The organism is Stenotrophomonas sp. ATCM1_4 (assembly GCF_004348115.1).
Taxonomy (GTDB): Bacteria; Pseudomonadota; Gammaproteobacteria; order Xanthomonadales; family Xanthomonadaceae; genus Stenotrophomonas; species Stenotrophomonas capsici.
In genome coordinates this window covers 3,499,413-3,525,153 of sequence record NZ_QPFB01000001.1, presented here as the reverse complement: position 1 = coordinate 3,525,153, position 25,741 = coordinate 3,499,413, and the positions used below count along the sequence as shown (strand labels likewise).

The 25,741-nt window shown below is 68.3% G+C and carries 29 protein-coding genes and 1 other RNA gene; 10 read left to right on the top strand and 20 right to left on the bottom strand.

Annotated elements, in window-relative coordinates:
• The first annotated feature begins 105 nt into the window (after positions 1 to 105).
• Complete coding sequence (locus tag ATCM_RS16125; RefSeq protein ID WP_132865494.1) at positions 106 to 924, top strand: NAD(P)-dependent oxidoreductase; 819 nt, start codon at positions 106 to 108, stop codon at positions 922 to 924.
• Between the two features lie 44 nt (positions 925 to 968).
• Here the strand turns inward: ATCM_RS16125 and ATCM_RS16120 are convergent, their stop codons facing one another.
• Positions 969 to 1,832: an ion transporter gene (locus ATCM_RS16120; protein ID WP_132865493.1), complete on the bottom strand. Its 864-nt coding sequence runs from the start codon at positions 1,830 to 1,832 to the stop codon at positions 969 to 971.
• Between the two features lie 69 nt (positions 1,833 to 1,901).
• Here ATCM_RS16120 and ATCM_RS16115 point away from each other — a divergent pair, with 69 nt between their 5' ends.
• Positions 1,902 to 3,131, top strand: a complete 1,230-nt coding sequence (locus tag ATCM_RS16115; protein ID WP_132865492.1) for an acetylornithine transaminase — start codon at positions 1,902 to 1,904, stop codon at positions 3,129 to 3,131.
• Positions 3,132 to 3,295: 164 nt separating this feature from the next.
• Here ATCM_RS16115 and ATCM_RS16110 read toward each other — a convergent pair whose 3' ends face one another.
• A complete protein-coding gene (locus ATCM_RS16110) occupies positions 3,296 to 3,892 on the bottom strand; it encodes an HAD-IA family hydrolase (RefSeq protein ID WP_165931204.1) in 597 nt (198 codons plus the stop codon).
• Positions 3,893 to 4,029: 137 nt separating this feature from the next.
• Between ATCM_RS16110 and azu the strand changes: the two genes are divergently transcribed.
• The gene (azu, locus tag ATCM_RS16105; protein WP_132865490.1) at positions 4,030 to 4,479 is read left to right on the top strand and encodes an azurin; all 450 of its coding nucleotides are present in this window, start codon (positions 4,030 to 4,032) and stop codon (positions 4,477 to 4,479) included.
• Between the two features lie 219 nt (positions 4,480 to 4,698).
• Here the strand turns inward: azu and hemL are convergent, their stop codons facing one another.
• On the bottom strand, positions 4,699 to 5,991 hold the full coding sequence (hemL, locus tag ATCM_RS16100) for a glutamate-1-semialdehyde 2,1-aminomutase (protein WP_132865489.1): 1,293 nt from the start codon (positions 5,989 to 5,991) through the stop codon (positions 4,699 to 4,701).
• Positions 5,992 to 6,189: 198 nt separating this feature from the next.
• Complete coding sequence (thiE, locus tag ATCM_RS16095; protein WP_132865488.1) at positions 6,190 to 6,819, bottom strand: thiamine phosphate synthase; 630 nt, start codon at positions 6,817 to 6,819, stop codon at positions 6,190 to 6,192.
• Positions 6,820 to 6,887: 68 nt separating this feature from the next.
• Here thiE and ATCM_RS16090 point away from each other — a divergent pair, with 68 nt between their 5' ends.
• Positions 6,888 to 7,079, top strand: coding sequence for a rubredoxin (locus ATCM_RS16090; protein ID WP_132865487.1), 192 nt, complete (start codon positions 6,888 to 6,890; stop codon positions 7,077 to 7,079).
• Positions 7,080 to 7,234: 155 nt separating this feature from the next.
• Here the strand turns inward: ATCM_RS16090 and ATCM_RS16085 are convergent, their stop codons facing one another.
• The 8 genes from ATCM_RS16085 to ATCM_RS16050 form a co-directional block, all read right to left on the bottom strand.
• Positions 7,235 to 8,083, bottom strand: coding sequence for a SirB1 family protein (locus ATCM_RS16085; protein WP_132865486.1), 849 nt, complete (start codon positions 8,081 to 8,083; stop codon positions 7,235 to 7,237).
• Positions 8,084 to 8,137: 54 nt separating this feature from the next.
• A complete protein-coding gene (locus ATCM_RS16080) occupies positions 8,138 to 8,590 on the bottom strand; it encodes a DUF192 domain-containing protein (protein WP_132865485.1) in 453 nt (150 codons plus the stop codon).
• Positions 8,591 to 8,669: 79 nt separating this feature from the next.
• The gene (gene rpiA / locus ATCM_RS16075; RefSeq protein ID WP_132865484.1) at positions 8,670 to 9,317 is read right to left on the bottom strand and encodes a ribose-5-phosphate isomerase RpiA; all 648 of its coding nucleotides are present in this window, start codon (positions 9,315 to 9,317) and stop codon (positions 8,670 to 8,672) included.
• A gap of 139 nt (positions 9,318 to 9,456) precedes the next feature.
• Positions 9,457 to 9,939: an EVE domain-containing protein gene (locus ATCM_RS16070; RefSeq protein WP_132865483.1), complete on the bottom strand. Its 483-nt coding sequence runs from the start codon at positions 9,937 to 9,939 to the stop codon at positions 9,457 to 9,459.
• Positions 9,936 to 10,526 (bottom strand): 5-formyltetrahydrofolate cyclo-ligase, encoded by a 591-nt coding sequence (locus tag ATCM_RS16065; RefSeq protein WP_132865482.1) that lies wholly within the window; start codon positions 10,524 to 10,526, stop codon positions 9,936 to 9,938. The genes ATCM_RS16070 and ATCM_RS16065 overlap by 4 nt, the downstream gene beginning before the upstream one ends.
• Positions 10,527 to 10,726: 200 nt before the next feature.
• A non-coding RNA gene (gene ssrS, locus ATCM_RS16060) (6S RNA) lies at positions 10,727 to 10,911 on the bottom strand.
• Positions 10,912 to 10,996: 85 nt separating this feature from the next.
• The gene (locus ATCM_RS16055; protein WP_132865481.1) at positions 10,997 to 11,296 is read right to left on the bottom strand and encodes a cell division protein ZapA; all 300 of its coding nucleotides are present in this window, start codon (positions 11,294 to 11,296) and stop codon (positions 10,997 to 10,999) included.
• Positions 11,293 to 11,514 (bottom strand): TIGR02449 family protein, encoded by a 222-nt coding sequence (locus tag ATCM_RS16050; RefSeq protein WP_132866209.1) that lies wholly within the window; start codon positions 11,512 to 11,514, stop codon positions 11,293 to 11,295. Before ATCM_RS16050 ends, ATCM_RS16055 begins: the two co-directional genes overlap by 4 nt.
• A 127-nt stretch (positions 11,515 to 11,641) precedes the next feature.
• On the opposite strand from ATCM_RS16050, the gene ATCM_RS16045 reads away from it, so the two are divergent.
• The 3 genes from ATCM_RS16045 (at position 11,642) to ATCM_RS16035 (ending at position 15,618) form a co-directional block, all read left to right on the top strand.
• Entirely contained in the window at positions 11,642 to 12,187 is a 546-nt protein-coding gene (locus ATCM_RS16045; protein ID WP_132865480.1) for a YecA family protein, read from the top strand.
• A gap of 8 nt (positions 12,188 to 12,195) precedes the next feature.
• Positions 12,196 to 13,521, top strand: coding sequence for a Xaa-Pro aminopeptidase (pepP, locus tag ATCM_RS16040; RefSeq protein ID WP_132865479.1), 1,326 nt, complete (start codon positions 12,196 to 12,198; stop codon positions 13,519 to 13,521).
• Positions 13,522 to 13,632: 111 nt separating this feature from the next.
• On the top strand, positions 13,633 to 15,618 hold the full coding sequence (locus ATCM_RS16035; protein WP_165931203.1) for a trehalase family glycosidase: 1,986 nt from the start codon (positions 13,633 to 13,635) through the stop codon (positions 15,616 to 15,618).
• A 140-nt stretch (positions 15,619 to 15,758) separates the two neighbouring features.
• On the opposite strand, the gene pepQ is transcribed toward ATCM_RS16035, so the two are convergent.
• The 8 genes from pepQ to rph form a co-directional block, all read right to left on the bottom strand.
• Positions 15,759 to 17,084, bottom strand: a complete 1,326-nt coding sequence (gene pepQ, locus ATCM_RS16030; RefSeq protein ID WP_132865477.1) for a Xaa-Pro dipeptidase — start codon at positions 17,082 to 17,084, stop codon at positions 15,759 to 15,761.
• Between the two features lie 82 nt (positions 17,085 to 17,166).
• Positions 17,167 to 17,514 (bottom strand): PilZ domain-containing protein, encoded by a 348-nt coding sequence (locus tag ATCM_RS16025; RefSeq protein ID WP_132865476.1) that lies wholly within the window; start codon positions 17,512 to 17,514, stop codon positions 17,167 to 17,169.
• The gene (locus tag ATCM_RS16020) at positions 17,511 to 19,925 is read right to left on the bottom strand and encodes a DUF1631 domain-containing protein (RefSeq protein WP_132865475.1); all 2,415 of its coding nucleotides are present in this window, start codon (positions 19,923 to 19,925) and stop codon (positions 17,511 to 17,513) included. Before ATCM_RS16020 ends, ATCM_RS16025 begins: the two co-directional genes overlap by 4 nt.
• A gap of 75 nt (positions 19,926 to 20,000) precedes the next feature.
• Complete coding sequence (hemW, locus tag ATCM_RS16015) at positions 20,001 to 21,230, bottom strand: radical SAM family heme chaperone HemW (protein ID WP_132865474.1); 1,230 nt, start codon at positions 21,228 to 21,230, stop codon at positions 20,001 to 20,003.
• Positions 21,231 to 21,272: 42 nt separating this feature from the next.
• A complete protein-coding gene (locus ATCM_RS16010; RefSeq protein WP_132865473.1) occupies positions 21,273 to 21,773 on the bottom strand; it encodes a hypothetical protein in 501 nt (166 codons plus the stop codon).
• Positions 21,774 to 21,784: 11 nt separating this feature from the next.
• Complete coding sequence (gene rdgB / locus ATCM_RS16005) at positions 21,785 to 22,384, bottom strand: RdgB/HAM1 family non-canonical purine NTP pyrophosphatase (RefSeq protein WP_165931202.1); 600 nt, start codon at positions 22,382 to 22,384, stop codon at positions 21,785 to 21,787.
• Positions 22,381 to 22,770 carry a VOC family protein gene (locus ATCM_RS16000; protein ID WP_132865471.1) on the bottom strand — a complete coding sequence of 130 codons (390 nt, stop codon included), beginning with the start codon at positions 22,768 to 22,770 and terminating at the stop codon, positions 22,381 to 22,383. The genes rdgB and ATCM_RS16000 overlap by 4 nt, the downstream gene beginning before the upstream one ends.
• Positions 22,767 to 23,495, bottom strand: a complete 729-nt coding sequence (gene rph / locus ATCM_RS15995; RefSeq protein WP_132865470.1) for a ribonuclease PH — start codon at positions 23,493 to 23,495, stop codon at positions 22,767 to 22,769. The genes ATCM_RS16000 and rph overlap by 4 nt, the downstream gene beginning before the upstream one ends.
• 110 nt (positions 23,496 to 23,605) lie before the next feature.
• Between rph and ATCM_RS15990 the strand changes: the two genes are divergently transcribed.
• From ATCM_RS15990 to rpoZ, 3 genes are all read left to right on the top strand, one after another.
• The gene (locus tag ATCM_RS15990) at positions 23,606 to 24,466 is read left to right on the top strand and encodes a YicC/YloC family endoribonuclease (RefSeq protein WP_132865469.1); all 861 of its coding nucleotides are present in this window, start codon (positions 23,606 to 23,608) and stop codon (positions 24,464 to 24,466) included.
• A gap of 165 nt (positions 24,467 to 24,631) precedes the next feature.
• On the top strand, positions 24,632 to 25,252 hold the full coding sequence (gene gmk / locus ATCM_RS15985) for a guanylate kinase (protein WP_132865468.1): 621 nt from the start codon (positions 24,632 to 24,634) through the stop codon (positions 25,250 to 25,252).
• 123 nt (positions 25,253 to 25,375) lie between these two features.
• Positions 25,376 to 25,675: a DNA-directed RNA polymerase subunit omega gene (gene rpoZ, locus ATCM_RS15980; RefSeq protein WP_132865467.1), complete on the top strand. Its 300-nt coding sequence runs from the start codon at positions 25,376 to 25,378 to the stop codon at positions 25,673 to 25,675.
• Positions 25,676 to 25,741 lie beyond the last annotated feature (66 nt).

Here is a 25,741-nt window from a genome sequence, read left to right as displayed (position 1 = left end):
GAGAATGCCGCACCAGTATCGGCATGGTGCATGAACGCAAAGTGTCGAACCGCAGGCGTGATGCACCGGCATAATGCGGGAGGTTTCCTACCCGTTGGAGTGCGCATGAGCAGCCTGCAAGGCAAGACCCTTTTCATCACCGGCGCCTCGCGGGGCATCGGCCTGGCCATTGCACTGCGTGCTGCGCGCGACGGTGCCAACGTGGCCATCGCCGCCAAGTCGGCGGTGCCCAACCCCAAGCTGCCGGGCACCATCCACAGCGCCGCCGAGGCGGTGACTGCCGCCGGTGGCCAGGGGCTGGCGCTGAAGTGCGACATCCGCGAGGAGGACCAGGTCAACGCGGCGGTGGCCGCCACCGTGGATGCCTTTGGTGGCATCGACATCCTCGTCAACAACGCCTCGGCGATCTGGCTGCGCGGTGCGTTGGACACGCCGATGAAGCGCTTCGATCTGATGCAGCAGGTCAACGCACGCGGCAGTTTCCTGTGCGCGCAGGCCTGCCTGCCGCACCTGCTCAAGGCCCCGAACCCGCATATCCTGACGCTTGCGCCGCCGCCGAGCCTGGACCCGAAGTGGTGGGCGCCGCATACCGGCTACACGCTGGCCAAGATGGGCATGAGCTTCGTTACCCTGGGCCTGGCCGGTGAGTTCGGCCCGCAGGGCGTGGCGGTCAACGCACTGTGGCCGCGCACCATCATCGCCACCGACGCGATCAACATGATTCCCGGCGTGGACCCGGCCGGCTGCCGCCGCCCGGAGATCCTGGCCGATGCCGCGCACGCGGTGCTGACCCGCCCGGCGGCCGGCTTGAGCGGGAAGTTCCTGATCGACGATGAAGTGCTGGCCGAGGCCGGTGTCACCGACCTGTCCGGCTATGCGGTGGACCCGTCCAGGCCGCTGTTGCCGGACCTGTTCCTCGACTGAGCAACCCCGCAGGCGCGGCCTCGGCCGTGAAGCACGGTAGGCGCTCAGGGCTCCAGCGGCTCGGGCAGCTCATGCCCGCAGCGGTTGCAGTAGTGGGCCTTGGCCTCGTGGCCCTCATGGCCGCAGACCACGCAGCCGCGGGTGTCCTGGCGACGCTCGCGCAGCATGGTGCCGGCCAGTTCGGCGGTGTAGATGCCGGTCGGCACGGCCAGGATGCTGTAGCCGACCAGGATCAACGCCGAGGTGATGAAGCGACCGAGCGTGGTGTGCGGGACGATGTCGCCGAAACCCACCGTTGCCATCGTCACCACCGCCCAGTACATGCTGGTCGGGATGTTGCTGAAGCCGTAGGCTGGCCCCTCGATCACGTACATCAGGGCGCCGGCGATGATCGCGATGGTGACCACCATCGACAGGAACAGCAGGATCTTGCGCCGGCTGCGCCACAACGCCAGCATCAGCACGCCGCTTTCCTCGATGTAGCGGGTCAGCTTGAGGATGCGGAACACCCGCAGCAGGCGCAGCACGCGCACCACCAGCAGGCTCTGCGCGCCGGGCACGAAGAAGGAGATGTACGAGGGCAGGATCGCCAGCAGGTCGATGATCCCCCAGATGCTGAACGCATAGCGCAGCGGCCGCCGCACCACCAGCAGACGCAGCACGTATTCGGCGGTGAACAGCACGGTGAACCCCCACTCGACCACGTAGAACCAGCTGGCCCAGGCCACGTGGATGCGTTGCACGCTGTCGACCATCACCACCAGTACGCTGGCCAGGATGGCCCAGACCAGCAGCAGGTCGAACCGGCGCGAAGGCGGGGTGTCGGTGCGGTGGATGATGTCGAACCAGCGGCGGCGCCAGCCGGACTCGCTGGCGGGGTTCAGTTGGGGGGCAGAAAACAGGCGCATCCGTACATTGTGCCGCAGCCCGTGGAATGGGGGACAATGCGGCTTTCACACCCACCCCTCCGGAACGCCATGACTGCCGCCGCTGAACCGCTGTTGTCCCTGTCCAACTACTACCTTCCGGTCTACCGTCCGCGCCAGCTGGTGCTGGAGCGTGGCCAGGGCGCGCGGGTCTGGGATACGCAGGGGCGGGAGTTCATCGACCTGGCGGCCGGCATCGCGGTGTGCAGCCTGGGCCACAACGACGCCGACCTGAAGGCGGCCCTGTTCGCGCAGGCCGACAAGCTCTGGCACACCAGCAACATGTTCTACAGCGAGCCGCCGCTGCACCTGGCGCAGGAGCTGGTGGAGGCCTCGCGTTTCGCCAAGCGCGTGTTCCTGTGCAACTCCGGCGCCGAGGCCAACGAAGTGGCGATCAAGCTGGTGCGCAAGTGGGCCACCGCGCAGGGCCGTGCGCCGGACAAGCGCTTCATCGTCACTTTCCGTGGCAGCTTCCATGGCCGCACCCTGGCCACGGTGACCGCCACCGCCCAGCCCAAGTACCAGGAAGGCTATGAGCCGCTGCCCGGCGGCTTCCGTTACGTGGACTTCAACGACGTGGCCGCGCTGGAAGCGGCGATGGCCGGCGGCGACGTGGCCGCGGTGATGTTCGAGCCGGTGCAGGGCGAAGGCGGCGTGATGCCGGCCAGCGCCGAGTTCATGCGCCGCGCCCGCGAGCTGTGCGACCAGCACGACGCACTGCTGGTGCTGGACGAGATCCAGGTCGGCATGGGCCGCACCGGTGAACTGTTCGCGCATTGGAACTGGGGCGTCACCCCTGACATCGTCACCCTGGCCAAGGCGCTGGGCTGTGGCTTCCCGGTCGGCGCGATGCTGGCTGGCCCGAAGGTGGCCGAGGTGATGGGCGTGGGCGCACACGGCAGCACCTTCGGCGGCAACCCGCTGGCTGCGGCGGTCGCCCGTGTGGCGTTGCGCAAGCTGTCCTCCGACGAGATCAAGGCCAACGTAGTGCGCCAGTCAGCCGCGCTGAAGGCCGGGCTGGAGGCCATCGGCGAAGAATTCGGCGTGTTCGAGCAGGTGCGCGGCATGGGCCTGATGATCGGCGCGGTGCTCAAGCCCGAGTACGTGGCCGACATCGGCGCGCTGCTGGACCTTGCCGCCGAGAAGCAGGTGCTGATCCTGCAGGCCGGCACCAGCGTGCTGCGCTTCGTGCCGGCGTTGAACATCACCGACGAGGAAGTCGCCGAAGGCCTCAAGCGCGTGCGTGAGGCGATTGCGGCCTACGTTGCTTCGCGCGGCTGAACACGGCCGGCGTTGATCCTGGATGCCCCGGGCAAGCCGCGGCATCCATGCCACCGGGAGAAGCGGCCTCGGCCGCGAAGCTGGTAGCCCCCTCCGGTAGCCGAGTTCTCCTGCCGGTGGAGCATCGCCGGCTTCGCGCCTGAAGGCGCTCTTGCGTCGTGGGATCAGTCCAGCAGGTGATGCCGCCGCAACAGCCGCCGCAACGACTGCGCGTGATAGGCGGTATCGGCCAGCAGGCCTGCCGCACGCGCGCCCTGCACGTTGCGGAACAGGTGATCCACGAACAACGTGCGCGACGGTGGGCAGCCGAGCATCTCGCAGGCGGCTTGATAGGCGGCGGGATCAGGCTTGCGCATACCTAGCTGGGCGCTGCCCAGCACCTGGATGTCCGGCAGCAGTTGCGCGATGAGCGGCAACGTCAGCGCGCCATTGTTGGTCAGGACCGCAACGCGCACGTGGCCCGGAATGCGACCGAGCAGGGCAATGCAGTCACGCCGCGGCGTGCTCGCCGCTCGGCGTGCGGCCAGCCAGTCCTTGGCCTGCAGCGTGCTGCCCAGTGCATCGTTCAGCGCCTCCAGCAATGCCCCGCCGGCCAATGCACCGCGGGCATGGGCAAGTTCCAACGATTGTCCGCGCAGCACGGCATCCAGTTGCGGTGATTCGACGCCCGCGGCGGTTGCCAGCACCTGCAGGAACCGACGGTGGTCGTAGTCGGCCAGCAGGCCATCGAAGTCGAGCAGCAGTGCATGGGGAGCAGGCATCAAGGCAGGGGCAGGCAGGATGGAGGGGAAGTATCGACGCGCGCGCTGGTTCCTGCATCCCTGCGACATCCCGTCGCAGGTGCCATCCGCGCAGCTTGCCTAGAATCACCGCAACCCACGTATTCACGGAGTTGTGCTTGAAGCGATTTTCCATGCTGTTGGCCCTTGCGGTCCTGTTGCCCGCCGCACCCGCCATGGCCCGCACCTGTGCGGTGACCATCGAGGGCAATGACCGCATGCAGTTCTCGTTGCCGGAAATCCGTGTTGCCGCCGATTGCACCCAGGTCGACCTGACCCTGCGCCACACCGGCAAGCTGGGCGCCACGGCGATGGGCCACAACTGGGTGCTGACCCGTACGCCGGACTTCCAGCCGGTGGCCACGGCCGGCATGCGTGCGACGTTGGCCGACAGCTACCTGCCGAAGAACGATGCACGGGTGATCGCGTTCACGCCGGTCATCGGTGGTGGCCAGACCACCCGGGTGCGCTTTGCGACCAGCAAACTGACGCGCGGTGGCGACTACACCTTCTTCTGCTCGTTCCCGGGGCATTGGGGACTGATGAAGGGCAAGCTCATTTTCGGCTGAGCGGGCTGTGGTAGCAGCACACGTGGAGCGGCCCTCATCCGCCCTGCGGGCACCTTCTCCCGCGTGCGGGAGAAGGGCTTGGTCTATCGCGAACTGAAATCGTGCAGCATCCCTGGCGCTCACGCTGACCCCATCCCTTCTCCCGTCTACGGGAGAAGGTGCCCGAAGGGCGGATGAGGGAGGGCTTTCGTTTCTCTATCTACAGATCGTGCCGCAGGATCAGCCCGCCGCCACCACCTTGAACGCCTCGCGCGCTGCAACCAGCGTGGCTTCGATCACCGCATCATCGTGCGCGCTGGACAGGAAGCCGGCTTCGTACGCCGACGGTGCCAGGAACACACCACGCTCCAGCATCGCGTGGAAGAAGCGGTTGAACGCCGGGATATCGCAGGCAGTGGCCTGCGCATACGTTTCCACCTTCTCATCGGTGAAGAACAGGCCGAACATCGCGCCGACGCGATTGCTGGTGACCGAAACACCGGCATCGCGCGCAGCCGCTTCCAGCCCATCGCACAGCTTGGCGGTGGCCGCAGTGAGACGGTCATGGAATCCGGGTTCCTGGATCAGCTGCAGCATCGCCAGCCCGGCGGCCATCGCCACCGGATTGCCGCTGAGCGTGCCGGCCTGGTAGATCGGGCCGGCCGGTGCGATCTGCGACAACAATTCGCGACGTCCGCCATACGCGCCCACCGGCATGCCGCCGCCGATGATCTTGCCGAAGGTGGTCAGGTCCGGGGTGATGCCGTAATGCGCCTGCGCACCGCCCAGAGCGACACGGAAGCCGGTCATCACTTCGTCGAAGATCAGCAGCGCGCCGTGCTGCGTACACAGTGCGCGCAGGTGCTGCAGGTAGCCATCGCGCGGCGGGATGCAGTTGGCGTTGCCGACCACCGGTTCGATGATCAGGCCGGCGATGTCGTTGCCCTGCTGCTCGAACAATGCGGTGGCGGCCTCGAAATTGTTGTAGGGCAGGGTGAGGGTGAGTTCGCTCAAGCCGGCCGGCACGCCCGGTGAGGTCGGCACGCCCAGGGTCAGCATGCCGCTGCCGGCCTTGACCAGGAACGAATCGCCATGGCCGTGGTAGCAGCCCTCGAACTTCACGATCTTGTTGCGGCCGGTGGCGCCACGCGCCAGTCGAATGGCCGACAAGGTGGCTTCGGTGCCGGAGTTGACCATGCGCACCATCTCGCACGACGGCACCAGCGCGGTGATGGTCTCGGCCATGGTCACTTCGGCCGCACACGGCGCGCCGAACGACAGCCCGTTGTCGATCGCCTTCTTCACCGCCTGGCGCACGGCCGGATGGTTGTGGCCGACGATCATCGGGCCCCACGAGCCGACGTAGTCGATGTAGCGGTTGCCATCGACGTCATGCAGGTAGGCGCCGTCGGCACGCTCCACGAAGAATGGCTCACCGCCGACCGACTTGAACGCGCGCACCGGTGAATTGACACCACCTGGCAGCAGCGTCTGGGCGCGCGCGAACAGGGCGTGGGATTGGGCGTGGTTCATGGGTAACTCCTCTGTAAGGTTGCAACAGCGTTGAAGCGCGCGGATTCAAAGCCCCTCTCCCGCTTGCGGGAGAGGGGTTGGGGTGAGGGGGGCTTCCAGCGAACAAACGCAAAAAACTCCCCTCATCCGCCCCTTCGGGGCACCTTCTCCCGCCGACGGGAGAAGGGAAAAGCCGTGCCTTTCAGCTGTCAGGTGAATTCAATCAGTGTGGAAACAGCGCCGGTACGCCTGCAACGCAGCCACCGGATCATCCTCGGCGAACACGCCGCTGATGATCGCGAGCAGGTCCGCACCGGCTTCGACAACGGGCCCTGCATTGTCCGGGGTCAGCCCACCGATCGCCACCCGCGGCACGCCCAGTGCGGCGCTTTGTCGCAGCAGGTCGGTGCTGGCGCGGCGGGAGGTGGTCTTGCTGCGGCTGGGGAAGAACGCGCCGAAGGCGACGTAGCTGGCCCCGGCCTGCGCGGCACGTTCGGCCAGGGCCAGTTCGTCGTAGCAGGAGGCGCCGATGATGGCCTGCGGCCCGAGCAGGGCGCGGGCCGCGGCGATGTCGCCATCGTCCTCGCCCAGGTGCACGCCGGCGGCACCTACCTGCTGCGCCAGCGCCGCATCGTCGTTGATGATCAGCGGCACCCCGGCCGCGCTGCACAGCGCCTGCAATGCCGTGGCCTGGGCCAGTCGGGTCGGGGCATCCACCGCCTTGTTGCGGTACTGCAGCCAGGTGGTGCCGGCCAGCAGTGGCTGCACGCGCGCGCGCAGGCGCGCGCTGTCGGTTTCGTCGGGGGTGATCAGGTACACGCCGCGGGCGGCGGGAGAAGCTGGGGACATGATGGCTACCGGTACGGCGGCGGGAGTGTGACAATCAACGCCGTTTCTCATTGCAGTGATTATCCCCGATGTCAGATGCCACGGCCTCCACCTTCCGCAACTGGATGTGCGTCGTCTGCGGTTTCATCTACCGCGAGGCCGATGGGCTGCCGGAAGAGGGCATCGCCCCGGGCACGCGCTGGGAGGACGTGCCCGACACATGGACCTGCCCGGACTGCGGCGTGACCAAGGACGACTTCGAGATGGTCGAGCTGGACTGAGCTCCGGCAGGAGCGACCTTGGCCGCGGAGCCGGCGGTGGCTCCGGTGACGGCAGGCGCGGGCCTGCGGGTGGGCAGGTAACCTCCTCGGGAGGGTTGGCGTTGCTTGCAGCTCCGGGCGGTACCGGCTTCGCGGCCGAGGCCGCTCCTGCGGGATCAGTGCAGTTTGGGGCGCTCGCCGCCCAGCGCGACCAGGCGGTCGCGGATGCTGGCCGCGTCACTGGCCTCCGGTTCCATCTTCAGGTAGCGCGCCAGGTCGGCGCGGGCGCCGGCCAGATGTTCCAGCTGCAGGTAGGCCAGGCCACGGTCGCGTACCGCATCGGCCTGTTCGGGGGCCAGCTTGAGGACGCGGTCGGCACTGCGCGCGGCGCGGTCCCATTCCCGGCGCTCGGCGTACACGCCATACAGGTTGCGCAGCATGCGCATCAGGATCGCGCGGTGCGGGGCCGGGTCCAGGATCTGCGCCAGCACGCTGTCGTCCGGTGCCTGCCCGCCCAGGTTGGTACGCGCCCGCTCGCGCAGTTCATCCACGCCGAGCGGGCGACCGCCGTTGAACGGGTCCATGATCAGCACGCCGTCATCCACCGGCAGCCGCACCAGGAAATGGCCGGGGAAGGAAATGCCTTCCAGCGGCAGGCCCAGCCGGCGCGCGACCTCGATCTGCACCATCGCCAAGGAGATCGGGTTGCCCAGGCGCCGCTCGAACACCTCGTTGAGGTAGCTGTTGCGCGGGTCGTAGTACTCGTCGTTGTTGCCGCTGTAGCCCACCTCGTTGAACAGGTGGTGGTTGATGGCGGCGATCTTCAGCGGCCACTCGCCGGTGGCGTCCACCTCCACGCGCAGGTGGTCGGCATGGGCCTGCAGCAGGCGCTCGTAGGCGGCCGGATCCAGCTCGGGATACTCGTCGCGGGCAATCAGCAGCGCGGTCGGCAGCAGTGGCAGGGCGTCGTCGGCCAAGGTGGCCAGCTCGTCCCAGTGCGGAAGGGTGATGCGTGTATCAGACATGCCCCAAGACTGCGGGCAAAGCCCGGCCGGTTCAAGGCCGGGCGCCGGGACGGTTCAATCCGCCTTGGGGATGCCCGGGCCGAAGGTCAGCTCGGCGCCATCCTCCAGCTTCAACCGGGCGGCTTGGCCTGCATTCAGCTCCAGCACGTAGCGGGCCGGCTTGAAGCTGGGGTAGGGCGGGCACATGTCGCCGGCCGAGCACGGCGGCACGTCGCGCTGCTGGCTGACCAGGCGGCGCTGGCTGTCGAAGTACAGGATGTCCAGCGGGATGCGGGTGTTCTTCATCCAGTACGCCTGCGGTTCCTCGAAGTCATGGATGAACAGCATGCCGCTGCCGGTATCCATCTGGTCGCGGAACATCAGGCCGCGGGCGCGGGTTTCATCGTTCTGGGCCAGTTCCACCTGGTAACGGGTACCGGCCAGTTCCACCCAATGCTTGCCATCGGCGCTGGCGCAGCCGGCGAGGGTCAGCAGGGAGAGCAGCAACAGGGAGCGCAGTAGGGACATGGAAGGCTCTGTCGGGAAGGAGTGGGGGGCGGTGCGGGGCGAGGGACGGCCGTGGCCTGTCCCCGGGCCCCGCATCAGGTCAAAGTACCTGCGGCGGTTCGCCGCCGACGATCACCACGTCGGCCGGGCGGCGCGCGAACAGGCCCACGGTGACCACGCCCGGGATCTGGTTGAGCTGCTGTTCCAGCTTGACCGGATCGGTGATGGACAGGTTGTGGATGTCCAGGATCAGGTTGCCGTTGTCGGTGACCACACCGTCGCGCCACACCGGCTGGCCGCCGGTCAGGGCCATGATCTCGCGGGCGACCAGGCTGCGTGCCATCGGGATCACTTCCACCGGCAGCGGGAACTTGCCCAGCACCTTGACCTGCTTGCTCGGGTCGACGATGCAGACGAACTGCTTGCTGGCCTCGGCGATGATCTTCTCGCGGGTCAGCGCGGCGCCGCCGCCCTTGATCAGGTTCTTGTTGCCGTCGCACTCGTCGGCGCCGTCCACGTACAGCGACAGGCCGCCGGTGTGGTTCAGGTCCAGCACCTCGATGCCGTGGCCCTTGAGCAGGGCGGTGCTCTGGTCCGAGCTGGATACCGCGCCTTCGATCTGGTCCTTGATGCGGGCCAGTGCCTCGATGAAGTAGGCGACGGTGGAGCCGGTACCGACACCGACGATCATTCCCTTCTGGACGTACTCGATGGCTTTTTCGGCGGCCAGGCGCTTGGCTTCGGACATGGTGGGACTCGATGGAGTTGGAGGAATGCGTGGAGCGGGTAGGAGCGGGCTTGCCCGCGAAGCCGGTGTCGCCAACGCTTGCATGCATGCCCGCAGCGGGAACAGCGCATGCTTCGCGGCCGAGGCCGCTCCTACGGGGTCAGCTTGATTTCTTTTCCAGCGACAGCAGGCGCTTCCACTGCGCGGCGGTGACCGGGAACACCGACAGCCGGTTGCCCTTGGCGGTCAGCGGGAAGCCTTCGCCCAGTTCGTCGGCATGCAGCTTGATCTCGTCCAGCGCGATCACCTGCGCCAGCTTGCGCTCGAAGGCCACGTCCACCAGCATCCAGCGCGGTTCTTCGCGCGTGCTCTTGGGGTCGTGGTAATCGGATTTGGGGTCGAACTGGGTGTCGTCCGGGTAGGCCTCGCTGGCCACCGTGGCCAGGCCGACGATGCCCGGCACCTTGGTATTGGAGTGGTAGAACAGGATGCCGTCACCGACCTTCATCCCATCGCGCATGAAGTTGCGCGCCTGGTAGTTGCGCACGCCATTCCACGGTTCGGTGCCCACGCGCTGCAGGTCATCGATGGAAAAGGCGTCCGGTTCGGACTTCATCAGCCAGTAGCGCTTGCGGGCGGTCATGCGTTCAACGGTTCCGGGTAGAGAGTGGCCTGCTCGGTACAGATCGCATCGACCGCCACGTCCCAGTCCTCGACCGGCAGCGACGGCACCTGCTGGGCGGAAAAACCAACCCCGACCAACCACGGCGGCGCGGCCTGGCGCTGCCGGAATGCGAAGCTGCGATCATACCAGCCGCCCCCCATCCCCAGCCGCCGGCCGTGAGGATCAAAGCCCACCAGCGGCGCAACGACCAGCGCCATTTCTTCCGGGTGCAGCGCCGTGGAAGGGTCCACGGCGGGCTCGGGAATGCCATAGCGGTTGCTGACCAGTGGCTGCCCGGGCCGCCACGGCGCGAAGCGCAGCCGTTTGCCGTGCAGTACCGGCAGGCAGTAGGTCTGCTGCGGCGGCAACTGCATCTGCCAGCGGTGCAGCGCGATTTCCCCATCCATCGCCCAGTAGCCGGCGACATGGCCGCTGGCGTGGGCAAAGGGCAGGGCAAGCAGGTGCGCGGCCAGGGCTTCGGCGGCGGCGATGCGGTCGGCGGCGGGAATATCACGGCGGCGCTGGCGCAGCTGTTGGCGCAGCCGTTGGCGAGGATCGTCAGTCATCGACACAGGGTATCGGAATCCGGCTGCAAAGCCCCTCTCCCGCAGGCGGGAGAGGGGTTGGGGAGAGGGCACGGGCGCAGTCTCGTGCAGCCTGTTCTCACCGGGTTTTTCCCGCACCCTCATCCGCCCTCCGGGCACCTTCTCCCGGTGGAAGAAGGACAAAAAAGAACGGCGCCCATTGGGCGCCGTTCTGGAATATTGCATTCTCCGCGGTGACGATGCGTGCGAAACGACCTTGAACCCGGGGTTCAAGTGGGAGCGTTGGGGGGCCATCGGGCTTCCCGCTACAAGGCGGACTTGCACACCCGGCTCCGTCGCGCCCCCGTGGTCGTCATTAAGGGACAAGGCGAATGTTTGCACACGCCGTCGTTCACAGCAGAGAACGCGGGGCCAGTATAGCGGGGTTGCGTGCGCGGGGGCAGTCTTTTTGCCCGTCCGGCGAGTTCATCTGGCTTACCCGCTCAGACTGTTCAACGGGCGTTGTCGATGGCGATGTCCAGGCGCCGGTTCAGATCGTTCAGCGCGCTTTGGAAACGCTGCTGCTGGGCGGCCTGCTCGTCGCGCACCTGCTGCAGTTCATGGGCCAGGTTGAGCGCGGCCAGCACCGCCACGCGGTCGACCGCCGCCATGCGGTTGCTGCCGCGGATCTCGCGCATCTTCTGGTCGAGCATGCGCGCGGCGGCGGCAAGGCTGTCGCGTTCGTCCGGCTCCACGCCGACGGTGTACTCACGGTCAAGGAGGCGGACGCTGACCGGCTCGTTCTGGCTCACGTGTGCTGCTCCAGCGACTTGAGGCGGGTGATCATGGCTTCCACCCGCGAGCGGGCCTGTTCGTTCTTGGTCAGCAACTGCGAGCGCTCGGCGATCAGCTGCTCCTGCTGCTGGCGCAGGCTGCGGTTCTCGTCGGCCAGCCGCTGGTTGCGCTCGAGCAGCAGCTCGAGGCGGGCGGCGAGGGCGACCAGTTGGCCGGCGGGATCGAAGGCATCCATGGTCGGCACGATAGGCATGCAGGCAGGGGCCGGTCAAGGAGGGCAACACCGCGTGGTTGCTACACTGTGCAGCCGCTGCCGCGCACGGCGTGGTGGCGATCCTTTTCCCGCTTTACAGACCCGTGACATGACCGATCTTCCTGTCGTCAACGACATCCTCCAGGCCAGCCAGTCGCTGGGCCTGGGTGCTTCCCCGGCCGAACTCCATGGCGCGCTGGCCGGCTGGCTTGCCGCCGGCGGTGATGACCTGCCCAACTGGCCGGCCAAGGTGCTGGCCGACGACAACCTGCCGGCACCGGAGCCGGGCAGCGTGCTGGACCGGGTGCGACAGGCCACCGTGGCGCAGCTGGAAGACCGCGACTTCGCCTTCGAGCTGGTCCTGGCCGACGCCTCGGCCCCGCTGCAGGTGCGCACCGATGCCCTGTTCGAATGGTGCCGTGCGTTCCTGGGCGGTTTTGGCCTGGCCTCGGGCAAGCGCCCGGCGCTGAGCGAGGAAGGTGAAGAGGCCCTGCAGGACCTGGCACGCCTGGCGCAGTCCTCCAGTGACCAGTTCGACAGCGCCGACGAGGACGAGGACGCGCTGGCCGAGATCGAGGAGTTCGTGCGCGTGGCGGCGTTGCTGCTGCACGGCGACTGCGTGATGGGCTCGCGGCACCGCCAGCGCCTGAACTGAGGAGCGGCATGAAGCGCCTGTCCGGGATCACCCCCGCCGAGTACGCCCGCCGCCGTCGCCAGCTGATGGAAGCGGCCGGCGATGACGCCATCCTGGTGCTGCCCGCCGCCCCCGAGCGCGTGCGCAGCCACGATACGTTCTATCCGTACCGGCAGGATTCGGACTTCTGGTATCTGAGCGGGTTCCAGGAGCCGGAGGCGGTGCTGGTGCTGATCCCGGGGCGTCGCCACGGCGAGAGCATCCTGTTCTGCCGCGAGCGCGACCCGGACCGCGAAGCGTGGGACGGCCCGCGTGCCGGCCAGGACGGCGCGGTATCGCGCTACGGGATGGACGACGCCTATCCCATCGAGGACCTGGACGAAATCCTGCCGGGCCTGCTGGAAGGCCGTTCGCGGGTGTACTACCACTTTGGCCGCGACGCGGACTTCGACCTGAAGCTGATCGGCTGGGTGAACCGGGTGCGCTCGCAGGTGCGGCACGGCGCGCAGCCGCCGCACGAATTCCTGGAACTGGGCCACCTGCTGCACGAGCAACGCCTGTACAAGTCCGACGACGAGATCGCGTTGATGCAGACTGCGGCGGACATCAGCGTGCGGGCCCACCGTGCCGCGATGCGCGTCGCCCGCCCGGGCATCCACGAGTACGAGCTGCAGGCCGAGCTGGAACGCGAGTTCCGCGCCAGTGATGCGTGGCCGGCGTACAACAGCATCGTCGGTGCCGGTGCCAACGGCTGCGTGCTGCACTACCGCGACAACAACGGCGGCAGCCGCGAGGGCGACCTGGTGCTGATCGACGCCGGCGCCGAGTTCCGCGGTTACGCCAGCGACATCACCCGCACGTTCCCGGTCAACGGCCGCTTCAGCACGGAGCAGCGCCTGCTGCACGAGCTGGTGCTGTCCGCGCAGGCGGCGGCGCTGGAGCAGGCGCGGCCGGGCATCGCCTACGAGGAAGGCCACCTGGCCGCGGTGGAGGTGCTGACCGAGGGGCTGCTGCGGCTGGGACTGCTCAAGGGCGACCTGGAAGAGAACATCATCGAGCGCCATTACCAGCGCTTCTACCGGCACAAGACCGGGCACTGGCTGGGGCTGGACGTGCACGACGTGGGCGACTACCGGGTGGCCGGCGAGTCGCGCCTGCTGGAACCGGGCATGGTGTTCACGATCGAGCCGGGCCTGTACATCTCGCCGGACGATCGCGACGTGGAGCCGCGCTGGCGCGGCATCGGCATCCGCATCGAGGACGATGTGCTGATCACCGCAGCGGGGCACCACGTGCTGACCGGCGCGCTGGAGCGCAGCGCCGAGGAGATCGAAGCGTTCATGGCACGACGTTGAGGCCGCGCCAGGGCCATGGGGAGCCTGGCCCTGCGAAGTTGCGCAAGCCGTCGCTGCCGCCTGCATGGCCGAACGCTTAGACTCCCCGGTTCGATCCACGGGGGACAACCGATGAGTGCCACCACACACCTGCGCCGGCTGCGGGCCGCGGCATTGATCCTTGCACTTTCCGGGCCAGCCGTTGCGGCATCGCCGGTGGCCGATGCCGCCGTCGATGTGCTGGACATGCATGGCACGCCGGCCAGTGAAACCGATCGCGGCTTCAACATCTTCTTCGATGCCGGCGCCTGGCATGGTTACAGCCTGCCGCTTGCCCGCGACGCCGGCAGTGGTTTCTCCGGGCCCTTCGTGCACAGCATCGGTGCCGGGCGCTGGGCGGGACGGCGGCTCGCGCAGGTGACGCTGGCCCCGCCCGGAGGCAGCGAGGTGATCGCGCTGCGCGAAGTCGGCAGCCATGCCGGGCCGGGCTACCTGCAGCGCCATTTTCAGGGCCAGGGCCTGCAACTGCGGCAGACCCTGTTCTTCGCCGATGCGCAGCGCGCGCTGGTGCGCATCGAGCTGGAATCGTCGACCTCGCGCGCGTTGGACGTGGCGGTGGAGAACGAAGCGATGCTGGCGCCGGGGGATCGGCTCGTGCTGCATTCCGGTGCGGTGACGCAGACGTTCGCCGGCAGCGCCGAGACCGTGCTGACCCGCCTGCACCAGGACGTGGTGCAACTGCTGCCACGGCAGGCGCGCAACCAGGTCGTCTTCGCGTCGAGCCAGCCGGTGCAGCTGGAGGCAGCGAAGCCACTGGTGCTGGTGCTGGAACAGCAGTTGTCGGCAGGGCCGGGACCGGCCGTCGAGGTCGACGCCGATGCCGCCTGGTCACGCAACCGCGCGCGCTGGAACGGCTACCTGCAGGCGATCAAGCCCAGCCACGTGCCGGGCGTGCCGGATGCGACCGCGCAGCGCATCGCGCTGAAGGCCGTGCAGACCCTGATCGGCAACTGGCGCGCGGCGCGCGGCGATCTGCGCCACGACGGGGTGATTCCCTCCTACTCGGCCGATTACTTCAACGGTTTCTGGGCATGGGATTCGTGGAAGCACGCGGTCGCGCTGGCCCATTTCGCGCCGGACCTGGCGCGCGACCAGATGCGCGCGATGTTCGACTACCAGGCCGCCAACGGCATGGTCGCCGACAGCGTCTACCTCGATGCGAAGGAGAACAACTGGCGCAACACCAAGCCGCCGCTGGCTGCCTGGGCGACGCTGGAAATCCACCGTGCCACCGGCGATGCCGGTTTCGTCGCCGAGATGTACGACAAGCTGGTGGGCTATCACCATTGGTGGTTCGCCGAGCGCGACCACGACCACAACGGCCTGGCTGAATTCGGTGCCACCGACGGCACCCGCCTGGCCGCCGCGTGGGAAAGCGGCATGGACAACGCGGTGCGCTTCGATGACGCGAAGATGCTGCGCAATGGCGAGAACGCCTGGTCGCTGGATCAGGAGTCGGTCGACCTCAACGCCTATCTCTACCGCGAGAAGCTGGACCTGGCGGCATTGGCCGGCGTGCTGGGCAAGCTGGACGAACGCGATGCCTGGCTGCGTGATGCCGAGGCGATGAAGCAGCGCATCGGTGCGCGCTTCCACGATGCCGAGGCGGGCTGGTTCTTCGATGCGCGACTGGGCAGTGGTGCGCATATCCGGGTGTTCGGCTCGGAGGGCTGGACGCCGTTGTGGGCGGGGCTGGCCAGTGATGCACAGGCGCGTGGGGTGATCGCCACGATGCTGGATCCGAAGCGCTTCGCCACGCCGATGCCGCTGCCCACGCTGGCGGCCGATGATCCGCGCTTCTCGCCGATCAAGGGCTACTGGCGCGGGCCGCTGTGGCTGGACCAGGCGCGATTCGGGGTCGAAGCCCTGCGCCGCCATGGCCACGTGCGCGAGGCCGACCAGCTGACCGCACGCCTGCTGTTGAATGCCGAGGGGCTGGATGCGCAGGCGCCGATGTACGAGAACTACGACCCGACCACCGGCAAGGGCTACCAGGCGCGCAACTTCAGCTGGTCGGCGGCAAGTTACCTGTGGCTGCTGGGCGTGGGACGCGAGTGAGGGTTGGCGGCGGGCCTGCCTGGCGCGCCCCGTCATCGAACGTGCGGGCAGACGTCGGCGCCTCGTTCAGGTGAAAAAGGAAGCGCCGCGATCGCGGCGCTTCCTGTTCCTGCGGCGGACGGCATCGCTGCCGTGACCGATCAGGCGGCGGCGAACACCGGGCGGGTCAGGTTGTCGGCCTCGCCCTCGGTGCACAGCACCTCGTCCTCGATGCGGATGCCGCCGTAGGGGCGGAAGAAGTCCACGCGCTCCCAGTTCACGCTGGCCGCGTTGCCGGCCTGCTTCACCTCGTCCAGCAGCATGTCGATGAAGTACAGCCCCGGCTCGATGGTCACCACCATGCCCGGCGCCAGCACACGGGTCATGCGCAGGTAAGGGTGGCCGGCCGGACGCTCGACGCGGCCGCCGTGGTCGCCGGCGGCGAAACCGGCCACGTCATGTACCTGGGCGCCGATCAGGTGGCCGATGCCATGCGGGAAGAAGGCGGCGCTGACGCCGGTGGCCAGTGCGGCTTCCGGGGAGACGTTGATGACGCCGAAGTCCTTCAGGATGCCCATCAGCGACAGGTGTGCATCCACATGCAGCTGCTTGTAGTCGAAGCCGTTGCGCACGGCCGCGCACATCTTCCGCTGCGCGGTGTCGACGGCATCGATCAAGGCCTGGAATTCGTCATGACCGGCGGCGGCGTAGGTGCGGGTGATGTCACTGGCGTAGCCATGCGCGGAGGCGCCGGCATCGATCAGGAAGCTGCGCAGCGGCTGCGGGGCGACGCGGCCCAGCTCGGTGTAGTGCAGCACCGCGGCATGCTCATTGAGCGCGACGATGTTGCCGTAGGGCAGTTCGTTGCTGTCCTGGCCGACCGCACTGCAGTAGGCCATGTGGATGCCGAATTCGCTGGCGCCGGCGCGGAACGCGGCCTCGGCGGCCTTGTGGCCGCGCACGGCAAGCACCTGGGCCTGGCGCATCAGCGCGACTTCGTAGGGGGTCTTGTAGGCGCGGTACCAGTCCAGGTAATGGATCACCGCTTCCGGGTTGTTCGGCACGAAGCCGCCCAGCGCGCTCTGCGCTTCACCGATGATCGCGCAACGGGCCGGGTCCCTGGGCAGCAGCGGCAGCGCGTCCTCCGGCTTGCGGATGATGTGGATGTCGAAGTGCTCGACCCACCAGCCGCTGGGGGCGTCCGGGACCACGTGCCAATAGTCGAAGGGCTGGTAGAACACCAGCGTCGGCCGCTTGCCGGGGGTGTACACCAGCCAGCTGCAGGGCAGCCGGGTCTGCGGCAGCCAGGTCTTGAACAACGGGTTCACCGCGTACGGGTAGTCGCGGTCGTCGAAGGCCTGGTAGTGCAGGGTGCCGCTGGGGACGACCAGGTGATCGAAGCCGCCGCGCGCCAGTGCCTCATCGGCGCGGCGCATGAGCACGCCCAGATGGTCGGAATACAGGGCGGCGGGATCGTGCTGGTTCATCGCGGTGGCTCGCTTGGATGACGTGATGCGGGGCCACGATTCTGCCGCAATCGGTCCACGGCTGCTGTGCCGTTTTCGTCACTCAGGCCTTCGGCAGGTTGCTTTCGATCCAGTGCACCAGCTGTTCGCGCTGGGCCTTGTCCATGGTCAGGAAGCGGAAACCGGCCCAGGATTGTTCCGGGGCGTGCGCCGGCTCGCGCCAGAGCAGGTGCACGCCGGCATCGATCTGGTGCTGGCCGCCGCGGCCGTCGGGAATGGTGAACTGCAGCTGGTAGAGCGCGTCGTCCTGCAGCGGGCCGGAGGCGATCAGCAGCATGCCGCTTTCGGAGATGTTGCTGAGCCGGCCGATCACGCCGTCGGTCATCATGTCGCGGACCGGCACCAGGTCCGGCACCGGCATGCGGGGAGCGCGGCGGGTTTCGGTGATCATGCGTTTTCCTCCGCAGCGGCAGGGGCCTTGCCGGCCAGCGAACGCAGGGTACGCAGGGTGGCCTGCCAGGCGCGGTCGATCAGGCGGCCGCGGTCCTCGGTGACCATGCGCAACTGGCCCTTGGCCATCAGCCGGGCCATCGCATCGAGCGAGAGCTCAGCGATCTTCTGGCCGCGCTGGTTCACGAACAGGGCGTTGTCGGTGATCAGGCTGTACCAGGACAGGCGCTGGCGGCGGCTGTCACCCTGCTGGTTGACCACGAACTCGAACCAGGTGCCGAAGGGCAGGGTGCGCAGCTGCCGGTAATGGGTTTCCTCGGCCGGGGTGCGCTCGGGCTGTTCCTTGCGCCGGCGCTCCTCGTCCTCGTCACGGTCGCCGGCCTCGCCCAGGCGCGAGCGCGCCTTGAGCTTGGCGGTCAGCTCGGTCTTGGAGGTGATGTCGTCCTCGCCGCCGGGCGAGGACAGGCGGCGGGCAATCGCACCGGCCTCGTCGCGGTGGTAGCCGACCTGCTGCAGCGACTGCTCGATTTCGTCGCCGAAGGTGATGTCCGGGGTGCCGGACTTCAGCGCGGTGATCTCGCTGATGCGGCGCGTGGACTGCTCGCGCTGCTTCCATTCCTCCGACTGCTCGCCCTGGCGCAGCAGGGTGAGGGTCAATACGTCCGACCATGCCTTGCGCAACAGGGTCTGCACGAACTTGGGCGGGTTGCTGTTGGCGCAGACGTCCTCGATGGTGCGGCTGGCCAGCTGCTTGGCGGCCTCCAGCCGCTCCTTGCCGCGCGCGGCCTCGACCTGCCGGCGCTCGGTGACCTCGGCGCGCCGGGCGGCGGCGCGAAGGTGGGTCTGGATGCGCTCGTTGGCCTCGGTGAAGACGGTTTCGTCGCCCTGGTAGTCATTGACCACCGTGGCGACCGATTCGTTGAGCTTCTGCAGCAGTACCGGGTCGCTGTCGTCGTCGCTGAGCCACACCGCGCCGGACTCGGCCACGGCATTGAGCAGCTCGCGCGCGGGGTGCTGGTCGCGCTGGAAGAAGCTGGCGTCGCTGATGGCCGCGCGCAGCAGCGGCACCTGCAACTGGGTGAGCAGGCCGGTGGCCGGGCCGTCGCTGCGCACCTCGCGCTGGATCTGGGTGAACAGCATGCCCAGCAGGTCCAGCGTGTCGGTGTCCTGCGAGGACAGTGCCGCGGTCGGGCCGTGTTCGGCCTTGATCTGTGACAGCAGCGCGCCGTGGATGTCGCCGATGCTGCGGCGGTTGCCGGCTGCGGCGCTCTGCAGCTTGCCAAGCAGGTCCATCACGGCGCTGCTCGGCACGGCCACGGCATGGGAGCCCTCGGTACTGCCGCCGGTCGCCAGGGCCGATGGCGCCGCGCTGGCGGAACCGGCCGCGCCGCCGGCCACGCCATGGCGGGCGGCATCCAGCAGGTTGTGCAGGCCCGACAGCACCGGGTTGCCGGCCGGAGCGGCGGCATCGGAGCCGCCACCAGTGCCCCCCCCGGAAACCGCAGGCGCCGTGGCAGCGCCGGCGGCGGCACCGGCGAGGCCGCCCGGCAGCTGCAGTTCCTGCGACAGGCTGCTGGCCCAGGAGGCCGCCGGGGCCTGGCCCTGCCAGCTGGTCAGCGGGCCCTGTCCGGCCGAACGGCTGCCCGGGCCCAGGCCGTTGCCGGTGTCCCTGCCGGCGGGGGCGTTGCCGCGCGGCGCGGAGGGGCGGACCAGGTACGGGCGGTAGACCAGCCCGGGCAGCACGCCTTCGCGCGCGAACAGGATGTTGAGGCGGTCGGCCAGCTCGGTATGGCGGTCCATGACCTGGCGTTCGAACACCTGGTACAGCGCCAACTGGCTTTCCAGGTTGAGCTGCAGCCGCTCGCCGGCCTCGCGCAGGGCGCGGCACAGCGCATACGGGCCGGTGGGCAGCCGCTCGATGTCGAAGGCCGGTTGCGCGGCGAGCACCGCGAAGCGCTGCCCGAGCAGCTGCAGGGCGGTGATGCCGCGGGTCCCTTCGCGGCGGGCCATCTCGTGCAGCACGATGTCGCGGTCGATGTCGGTGTCCTCGACCAGGGTCATGGTCTTGAACGCCGTGGCCTGGGTGTTGCCGATCGGTTGCGGGGCATCCCTGAAGCTGGCCAGCTGCCCGGCCAGGGCATCCAGGAACAGGCCCGGGAACTGCGGGGCCTGCTCGCGCAGCGTGCGCATCTGGGCGTAGATGTCCGACTGGATCTGGCTGTTGCGGGCCTTCTCGGCATGCTGGAACAGCGCACGTTCCAGCTCCACCATGCACAGCTGCAGGGGCGTGCGCAGGACGTCGTCGGCGGCCTGCCAGACGGCTTCGAGCAACTGGCGGACGCGGGCGGGGACCGGCGCGTCTGCGATCCGGGCAGGCGCCTGACTGGACGAACTGGATGCGGTCCCTGACATCGTGGTGTGTTCTGCCCCCGTTAGACCGCGCTTTCTATCATTTTGGTGACAGCTTCGCCACTTTGGTTCTTACGATCAGGGCAGGAACAGCTCCACCACGTCGTTGGTGAAACGCCGGCCCAGCTCGGTCGGGAGCAGGCGGTCGCCCTCCATCGCCAGCCAGCCGCGGTCGCCGGCGATGGCCAGCGCAGGTTGCAGCGCGGCGGCGGGCAGCCCGGTGCGGGACGTGAAATCGCGCAGGGTGAAGCCTTCGTGCAGGCGCAGCAGGTTGAGCATGTACTCGAACGGCAGCCGCTCGGGGCTGATCATGTCGTCACCGCCGATGCTGGCCGGGGTGCCGGCGCTGTCCATGAAGGCCTGCGGATGCTTGTGCTTCCAGCGGCGCAGCACGTGCTGCCCGGCGCCGGAGCTGATCTTGCCGTGTGCACCGGCACCGATGCCCAGATAGTCGCCGAAGCGCCAGTAGTTGAGGTTGTGCGCGCACTGGTAGCCGGGCCGGACATAGGCGCTGACCTCGTACTGGCCGTAGCCGGCCTGGGCCAGCAGTGCCTGGCAGTGCTCCTGGATGTCCCAGGCACTGTCCTCGTCGGGGATGCCCTGCGGCGGCCGGGCGAAGAACACCGTGTTCGGCTCCAGCGTCAGCTGGTAGTGCGAGATGTGCGTGGGGTCCAGCGCGAAGGCGCGCTCCAGGTCATGCTCGGCCTGGGCCAGTGTCTGCTCCGGCAGCGCGTACATCAGGTCGATGTTGAAGTTGGTGTAGCCGGCGTCCTGGGCCAGCTTCACCGCGCGTTCGGCCTCGTTGCTGTCGTGGATGCGGCCCAGGCGTTTGAGCGCGTCATCGTTGAAGGTCTGGATGCCGAAGCTGATGCGGTTCACGCCGGCCGCGCGGTAGCGGTCGAAGCGGCCGTGCTCGGCGGTGCCGGGGTTGGTCTCCAGCGTCACTTCCAGGTTCGGCGCGAAACGCAGCCGTGCGCTGGCCTCCTGCAGGAAACGATCGATCGCTTCGGGCGGGAACAGGCTGGGCGTGCCGCCGCCGAAGAACACGCTGCTGACCACCCGGCCCCAGACCAGTGGCAGGTCCTGGTCCAGGTCGCGGATCAGCGCGTCGATGTAGGCATCGAACGGCAGCGCGCCCTTGCCCGCGTGCGAGTTGAAATCGCAGTACGGGCACTTGCGCACGCACCAGGGCAGGTGCACGTACAGCGACAACGGTGGTGGCACCAGCTGCGGGCCGGCAGCGTGGCCGTGGTCGCCCGAACAGGATTCACCGGGCGCGTGGTGGCAATGGGCGTGGGAGTGCGACATGGGCAGGTCAGGCGGGAATGAGGGGGCGGGGGGCGAGGCGGGTCAGCGCCTGTCCAGCAGGATCGGATCGACCAGTGAGCGTGGCTGCGCGCGCAGCACGGCCGCGGTGATGTCATGGAACATCGGCGAGGCGCCCCGGTCGCTTCCCGCATCGTTGTCCATCAGCCGGTGGTAGGCCGGGCGGTTGCCGTTGCGCATATACAGCAGCAGTCCGGAGACCATGGCCCTGCGCTGGTCGGCGAAGTCGTCGTAACGGACTTCAAGCACGTCGTGGAGCCGGACCTGCCGCCATCGGTGCAGGGTACCGATGTTGTGGTAACGCAGGTGTCCGGCGGCTTCATCCAGGACCACGCGCTGCCAGATGATCGGCGCGCCGATCAGCGTGATGACCAGTGCGCAGCCCGACGCCCACAGCGGCGGTGCCCACCACGGCTGTTCGCCGTTGTAGGCCAGCACACCACCGAGGATCGCCCCGGTGATGCCGCCAAGCATCGCCAACAGCTGCACGAGTCCCAGCCGGGGCCGGTAGCGGCGCGCCGTCATCCGCCGTGACCTCAGTCGAGCCTGACCCGGGCCAGCTGCTGCTTGAGCTGCTGCAGCGCCTTGGCACGGTGGCTGCGGCCGTTCTTCTGCTCCGGCTGCATTTCCGCCGCGGTCAGGCCCAGTTCCTCGTCCAGGAACACCGGGTTGTAGCCGAAGCCGTGGGTGCCACGCAGTTCATCGATGATGCGGCCTTCCCAGCTGCCTTCGCAGATCAGTGGCTGCGGGTCGTTGGCGTGGCGCAGCAGCACGATCACCGCGTAGAAGCGGGCGCTGCGGCGTTCGGCCGGGACATCACGCAGGGCGTCGAGCAGCTTGGCATTGTTGGCGGCATCGTCGGTCGGGCTGCCGGCATAGCGCGCGCTGTACAGGCCGGGGGCGCCGTCCAGTGCATCGACGATCAGGCCGGAGTCGTCGGCCAGCGCCGGCAGTCCGGTCACCGCGCAGGCGTGACGCGCCTTGATCAGCGCGTTCTCGACGAAGGTCAGGCCGGTCTCCGGCACATCGTCCACGCCCAGCTCGCGCTGCGGCACGATCTGCAGCGGCAGCGCGCCGAGCATGGCCTGCAGTTCCTTCAATTTGCCGGCGTTGCCGCTGGCCAGTACCAGTTTCATTGCTTGGGCTCCAACAAGTCCCAGGTGTTGCCGTACAGGTCGCGGAACACCGCGACGGTGGCATAGGGCTCCTCGCGCGGGGCCTCGAGGAATTGCACGCCGCGCTCGGTCATGGCGGCGTGATCGCGCCGGAAGTCGTCGGTGTTCAGGAAAAAGCCGACCCGGCCACCGGTCTGGTTGCCGATGCGGCTGCGCTGTTCTGCGTCACTGGCGCGGGCCAGCAACAGCGCGGCGGAGTTACCGTCAGCCGGCCCGACCACCACCCAGCGCTTGCGGCCCTGGTCGATGTCCTCCAGCAGCTGGAAGCCCAGCTTGCCGGTGTACCAGGCGATGGCCTCGTCGTAGTCGGCCACCACCAGGGTGACCAGGGCGATGCGCCGGCTCATGCCTGGGCCAGTGCCGCCTGCTGAGCGTCGAACAATTCGCGGATGCCCTTTTCGGCCAGCACCAGCAGCGCGTCCAGCTCGTCGCGGCGGAACGCATGGCCCTCGGCGGTGCCCTGCAGCTCGATGAAGCCACCGCCGTCGTTCATCACGACATTCATGTCGGTATCGCAGTCGCTGTCCTCGGCGTAGTCCAGGTCCAGTACCGGCTGGCCCTTGTAGACGCCGACCGAGACCGCGGCCACCGCGCCGAACAGCGGGTTGCGCTTGATGTCACCGCGCTTGAGCAGCAGGTTGACCGCGTCCACCAGGGCCACGTAGGCGCCGGTGATGGCCGCCGTGCGGGTGCCGCCATCGGCCTGCAGCACGTCGCAGTCCAGGGTGATGGTGCGTTCGCCCAGCGCATTGCGGTCGATGCAGGCGCGCAGCGTGCGGCCGATCAGGCGCTGGATTTCCAGGGTGCGGCCGCCCTGCTTGCCACGTGCCGCTTCGCGGTCGGAGCGGGTATGGGTGGAGCGGGGCAGCATGCCGTACTCGGCGGTCACCCAGCCTTCGCCCTTGCCACGCAGGAAGCCGGGCACGCGGTTCTCGACGCTGGCGGTGCACAGCACGCGGGTGTCGCCGAAGCTCACCAGCACCGAACCTTCGGCATGGCGGGTGAAGGCGCGTTCGATGGTGACGGTGCGCAGCTGATCGGCCTGGCGGCCGCTGGGACGGGAAAAGGTCATGAAAGGTCCGGATGACAGGGGTATTCAATGGGGCGCCCGGGCGGCCGACGGGCCGGCGTCCGGGGGCGCCTAGGGTACCATTCGCCCTTTGCAACGCAGCGGAATTCCACATGATTCGAAGCATGACCGCCTATGCCGGCGGCGAACGCGTCACGCCCTGGGGCACCCTGGGCTGCGAGCTGCGCTCGGTCAACCACCGTTTCCTCGAAGTCGGGGTACGGTTGCCCGAGGAGCTGCGCGCGCTGGAGCCGCAGCTGCGCGAGCGCGTGTCCGGCCGCATCAGCCGCGGCAAGCTGGACCTGGTCATGCGCCTGCGCAGCCCGGAGGCGGCGACCTCGCTGACGGTCAACGAGGTGCTGGTGAAGCAGCTGGGGGACCTGGCGGTCCGGCTGCATTCGAGCTTCCCGAACCTGCGGGTCGAGTTCACCGAGCTGCTGCAGTACCCGGGCGTGCTGCGTACCGAGGCCACCGACACCACCGCGTTGCAGGCCGAGGCCATGGCGCTGCTGGACGAGGTGATCAATGGCTTCGTGCAGGCCCGGGAGCGTGAAGGCGACAAGCTGGCCACGGCGATCAGCGAGCGCGTGGACAGCATCGAGCGCATCGCCGCCGAGGTGCGCGAGCTGATCCCGGTGATCCGTGAAGGCCAGCGCGCCAAACTGGCCGCACGCCTGGCCGACCTGCCGCACCCGATGGACCCGGGCCGCGCCGAGCAGGAACTGGTGCTGTGGCTGCAGAAGCTGGACGTGGACGAGGAGCTGGACCGGCTGGGCAGCCACATCGCCGAGATCCGCCGCATCCTGCGCCAGCGCGAGCCGGTCGGCCGTCGCCTGGACTTCCTGCTGCAGGAGTTCAACCGCGAGTCCAACACGATGGGCTCCAAGTCGGTGGACAGCCGCACCTCCAACGCCTCGGTCGAGCTGAAGGTGTTGATCGACCAGATCCGTGAGCAGGTCCAGAACATCGAGTGACATGCCGGTCCAGTCGTGCCGGGCCCTGCTCGGCACGGCAGCCGGTATCGGCGTCCCCGGCACGGCGCTGGCGCGGCATGGCGGCGCTCCACGGCGGGGGCGTTCGGCACGAAACGGCCCGTCCCGTTACAATGCCGGGCCATTCCGACGCTGGCCCACCCTTCCATGCGTGGCACCCTCTATATCGTCGCCGCCCCGTCCGGGGCCGGCAAAAGCAGCATCGTCAACGCCACCCTGGCGCGCGACCCGCAGATCTCCCTGTCCATCTCCTTCACCTCGCGGGCCATGCGCCCGGGCGAGGAGAACGGCAAGCACTACCACTTCGTCAGCGCCGCCGAGTTCGAGCGGATGATCGGTGAAGGCGACTTCTTCGAGCACGCGCTGGTGCATGGCGACTGGAAGGGCACCGCCCGTCAGTCGGTCGAGCCGCAGCTGGCCGCCGGCAAGGACGTGCTGCTGGAGATCGACTGGCAGGGCGCACGCCAGGTGCGGCAGAAGGTGCCGGGTGCGGTCAGCGTGTTCATCCTGCCGCCGTCGCGCCAGGCGCTGGACGAGCGCATGCGCAAGCGCGGCCAGGACAGCGAGGCGGTGATGGCCCAGCGTCTGGCCGCCGCCCGCGAGGAGATGCTGCATTACGACGAGTTCGACTACGTCATCGTCAACGAGGATTTCGACACCGCCGTGGGCGAGATGTGCGCGATCTTCGCCGCCAGCCGGCTGCGGCTGGAGCCCCAGCAGCGGCGAAATGCCGACCTGATCGCCTCCCTGCTGGCCCCCGAAAACTGAGCAAGCGATTGATTCACAAGGGGCTGTTCAGCCGTCGGCTTGATTTCCGGGCGGCCGGGCCTCTACAATCGCTCCCCTTTCCCTCATTCGTTCGAGCGGCCGTGCAGGTCGCCGGGAGCCCGCATGGCCCGCATCACCGTAGAAGATTGCCTGGAAGTCGTTAACAACCGTTTCGAGCTGGTCATCATGGCGTCCAAGCGCGCCCGTCAGCTGGCCAATGGTGTCCAGGCGACGATCGACAACAGCGAGACCGAGGACAAGCCGACCGTGCTGGCGCTGCGCGAAATCGCCGCCCGCCGTATCGACAACGAGCTGATCGAGGAAGTCGAGAAGGCCGAGCGTGAGCGCGTGGAGCGCGAAGCGCTGGAGTGGGCCGCCGCCGAAGTGGTCGCCGACGAAGACATGTCCAAGAACGACGATTGATCGGCTCGATCAAGCGCATCGCTGCAGTACATCGGACAGCCCGCCCCGTGCGGGCTGTTCTGCATT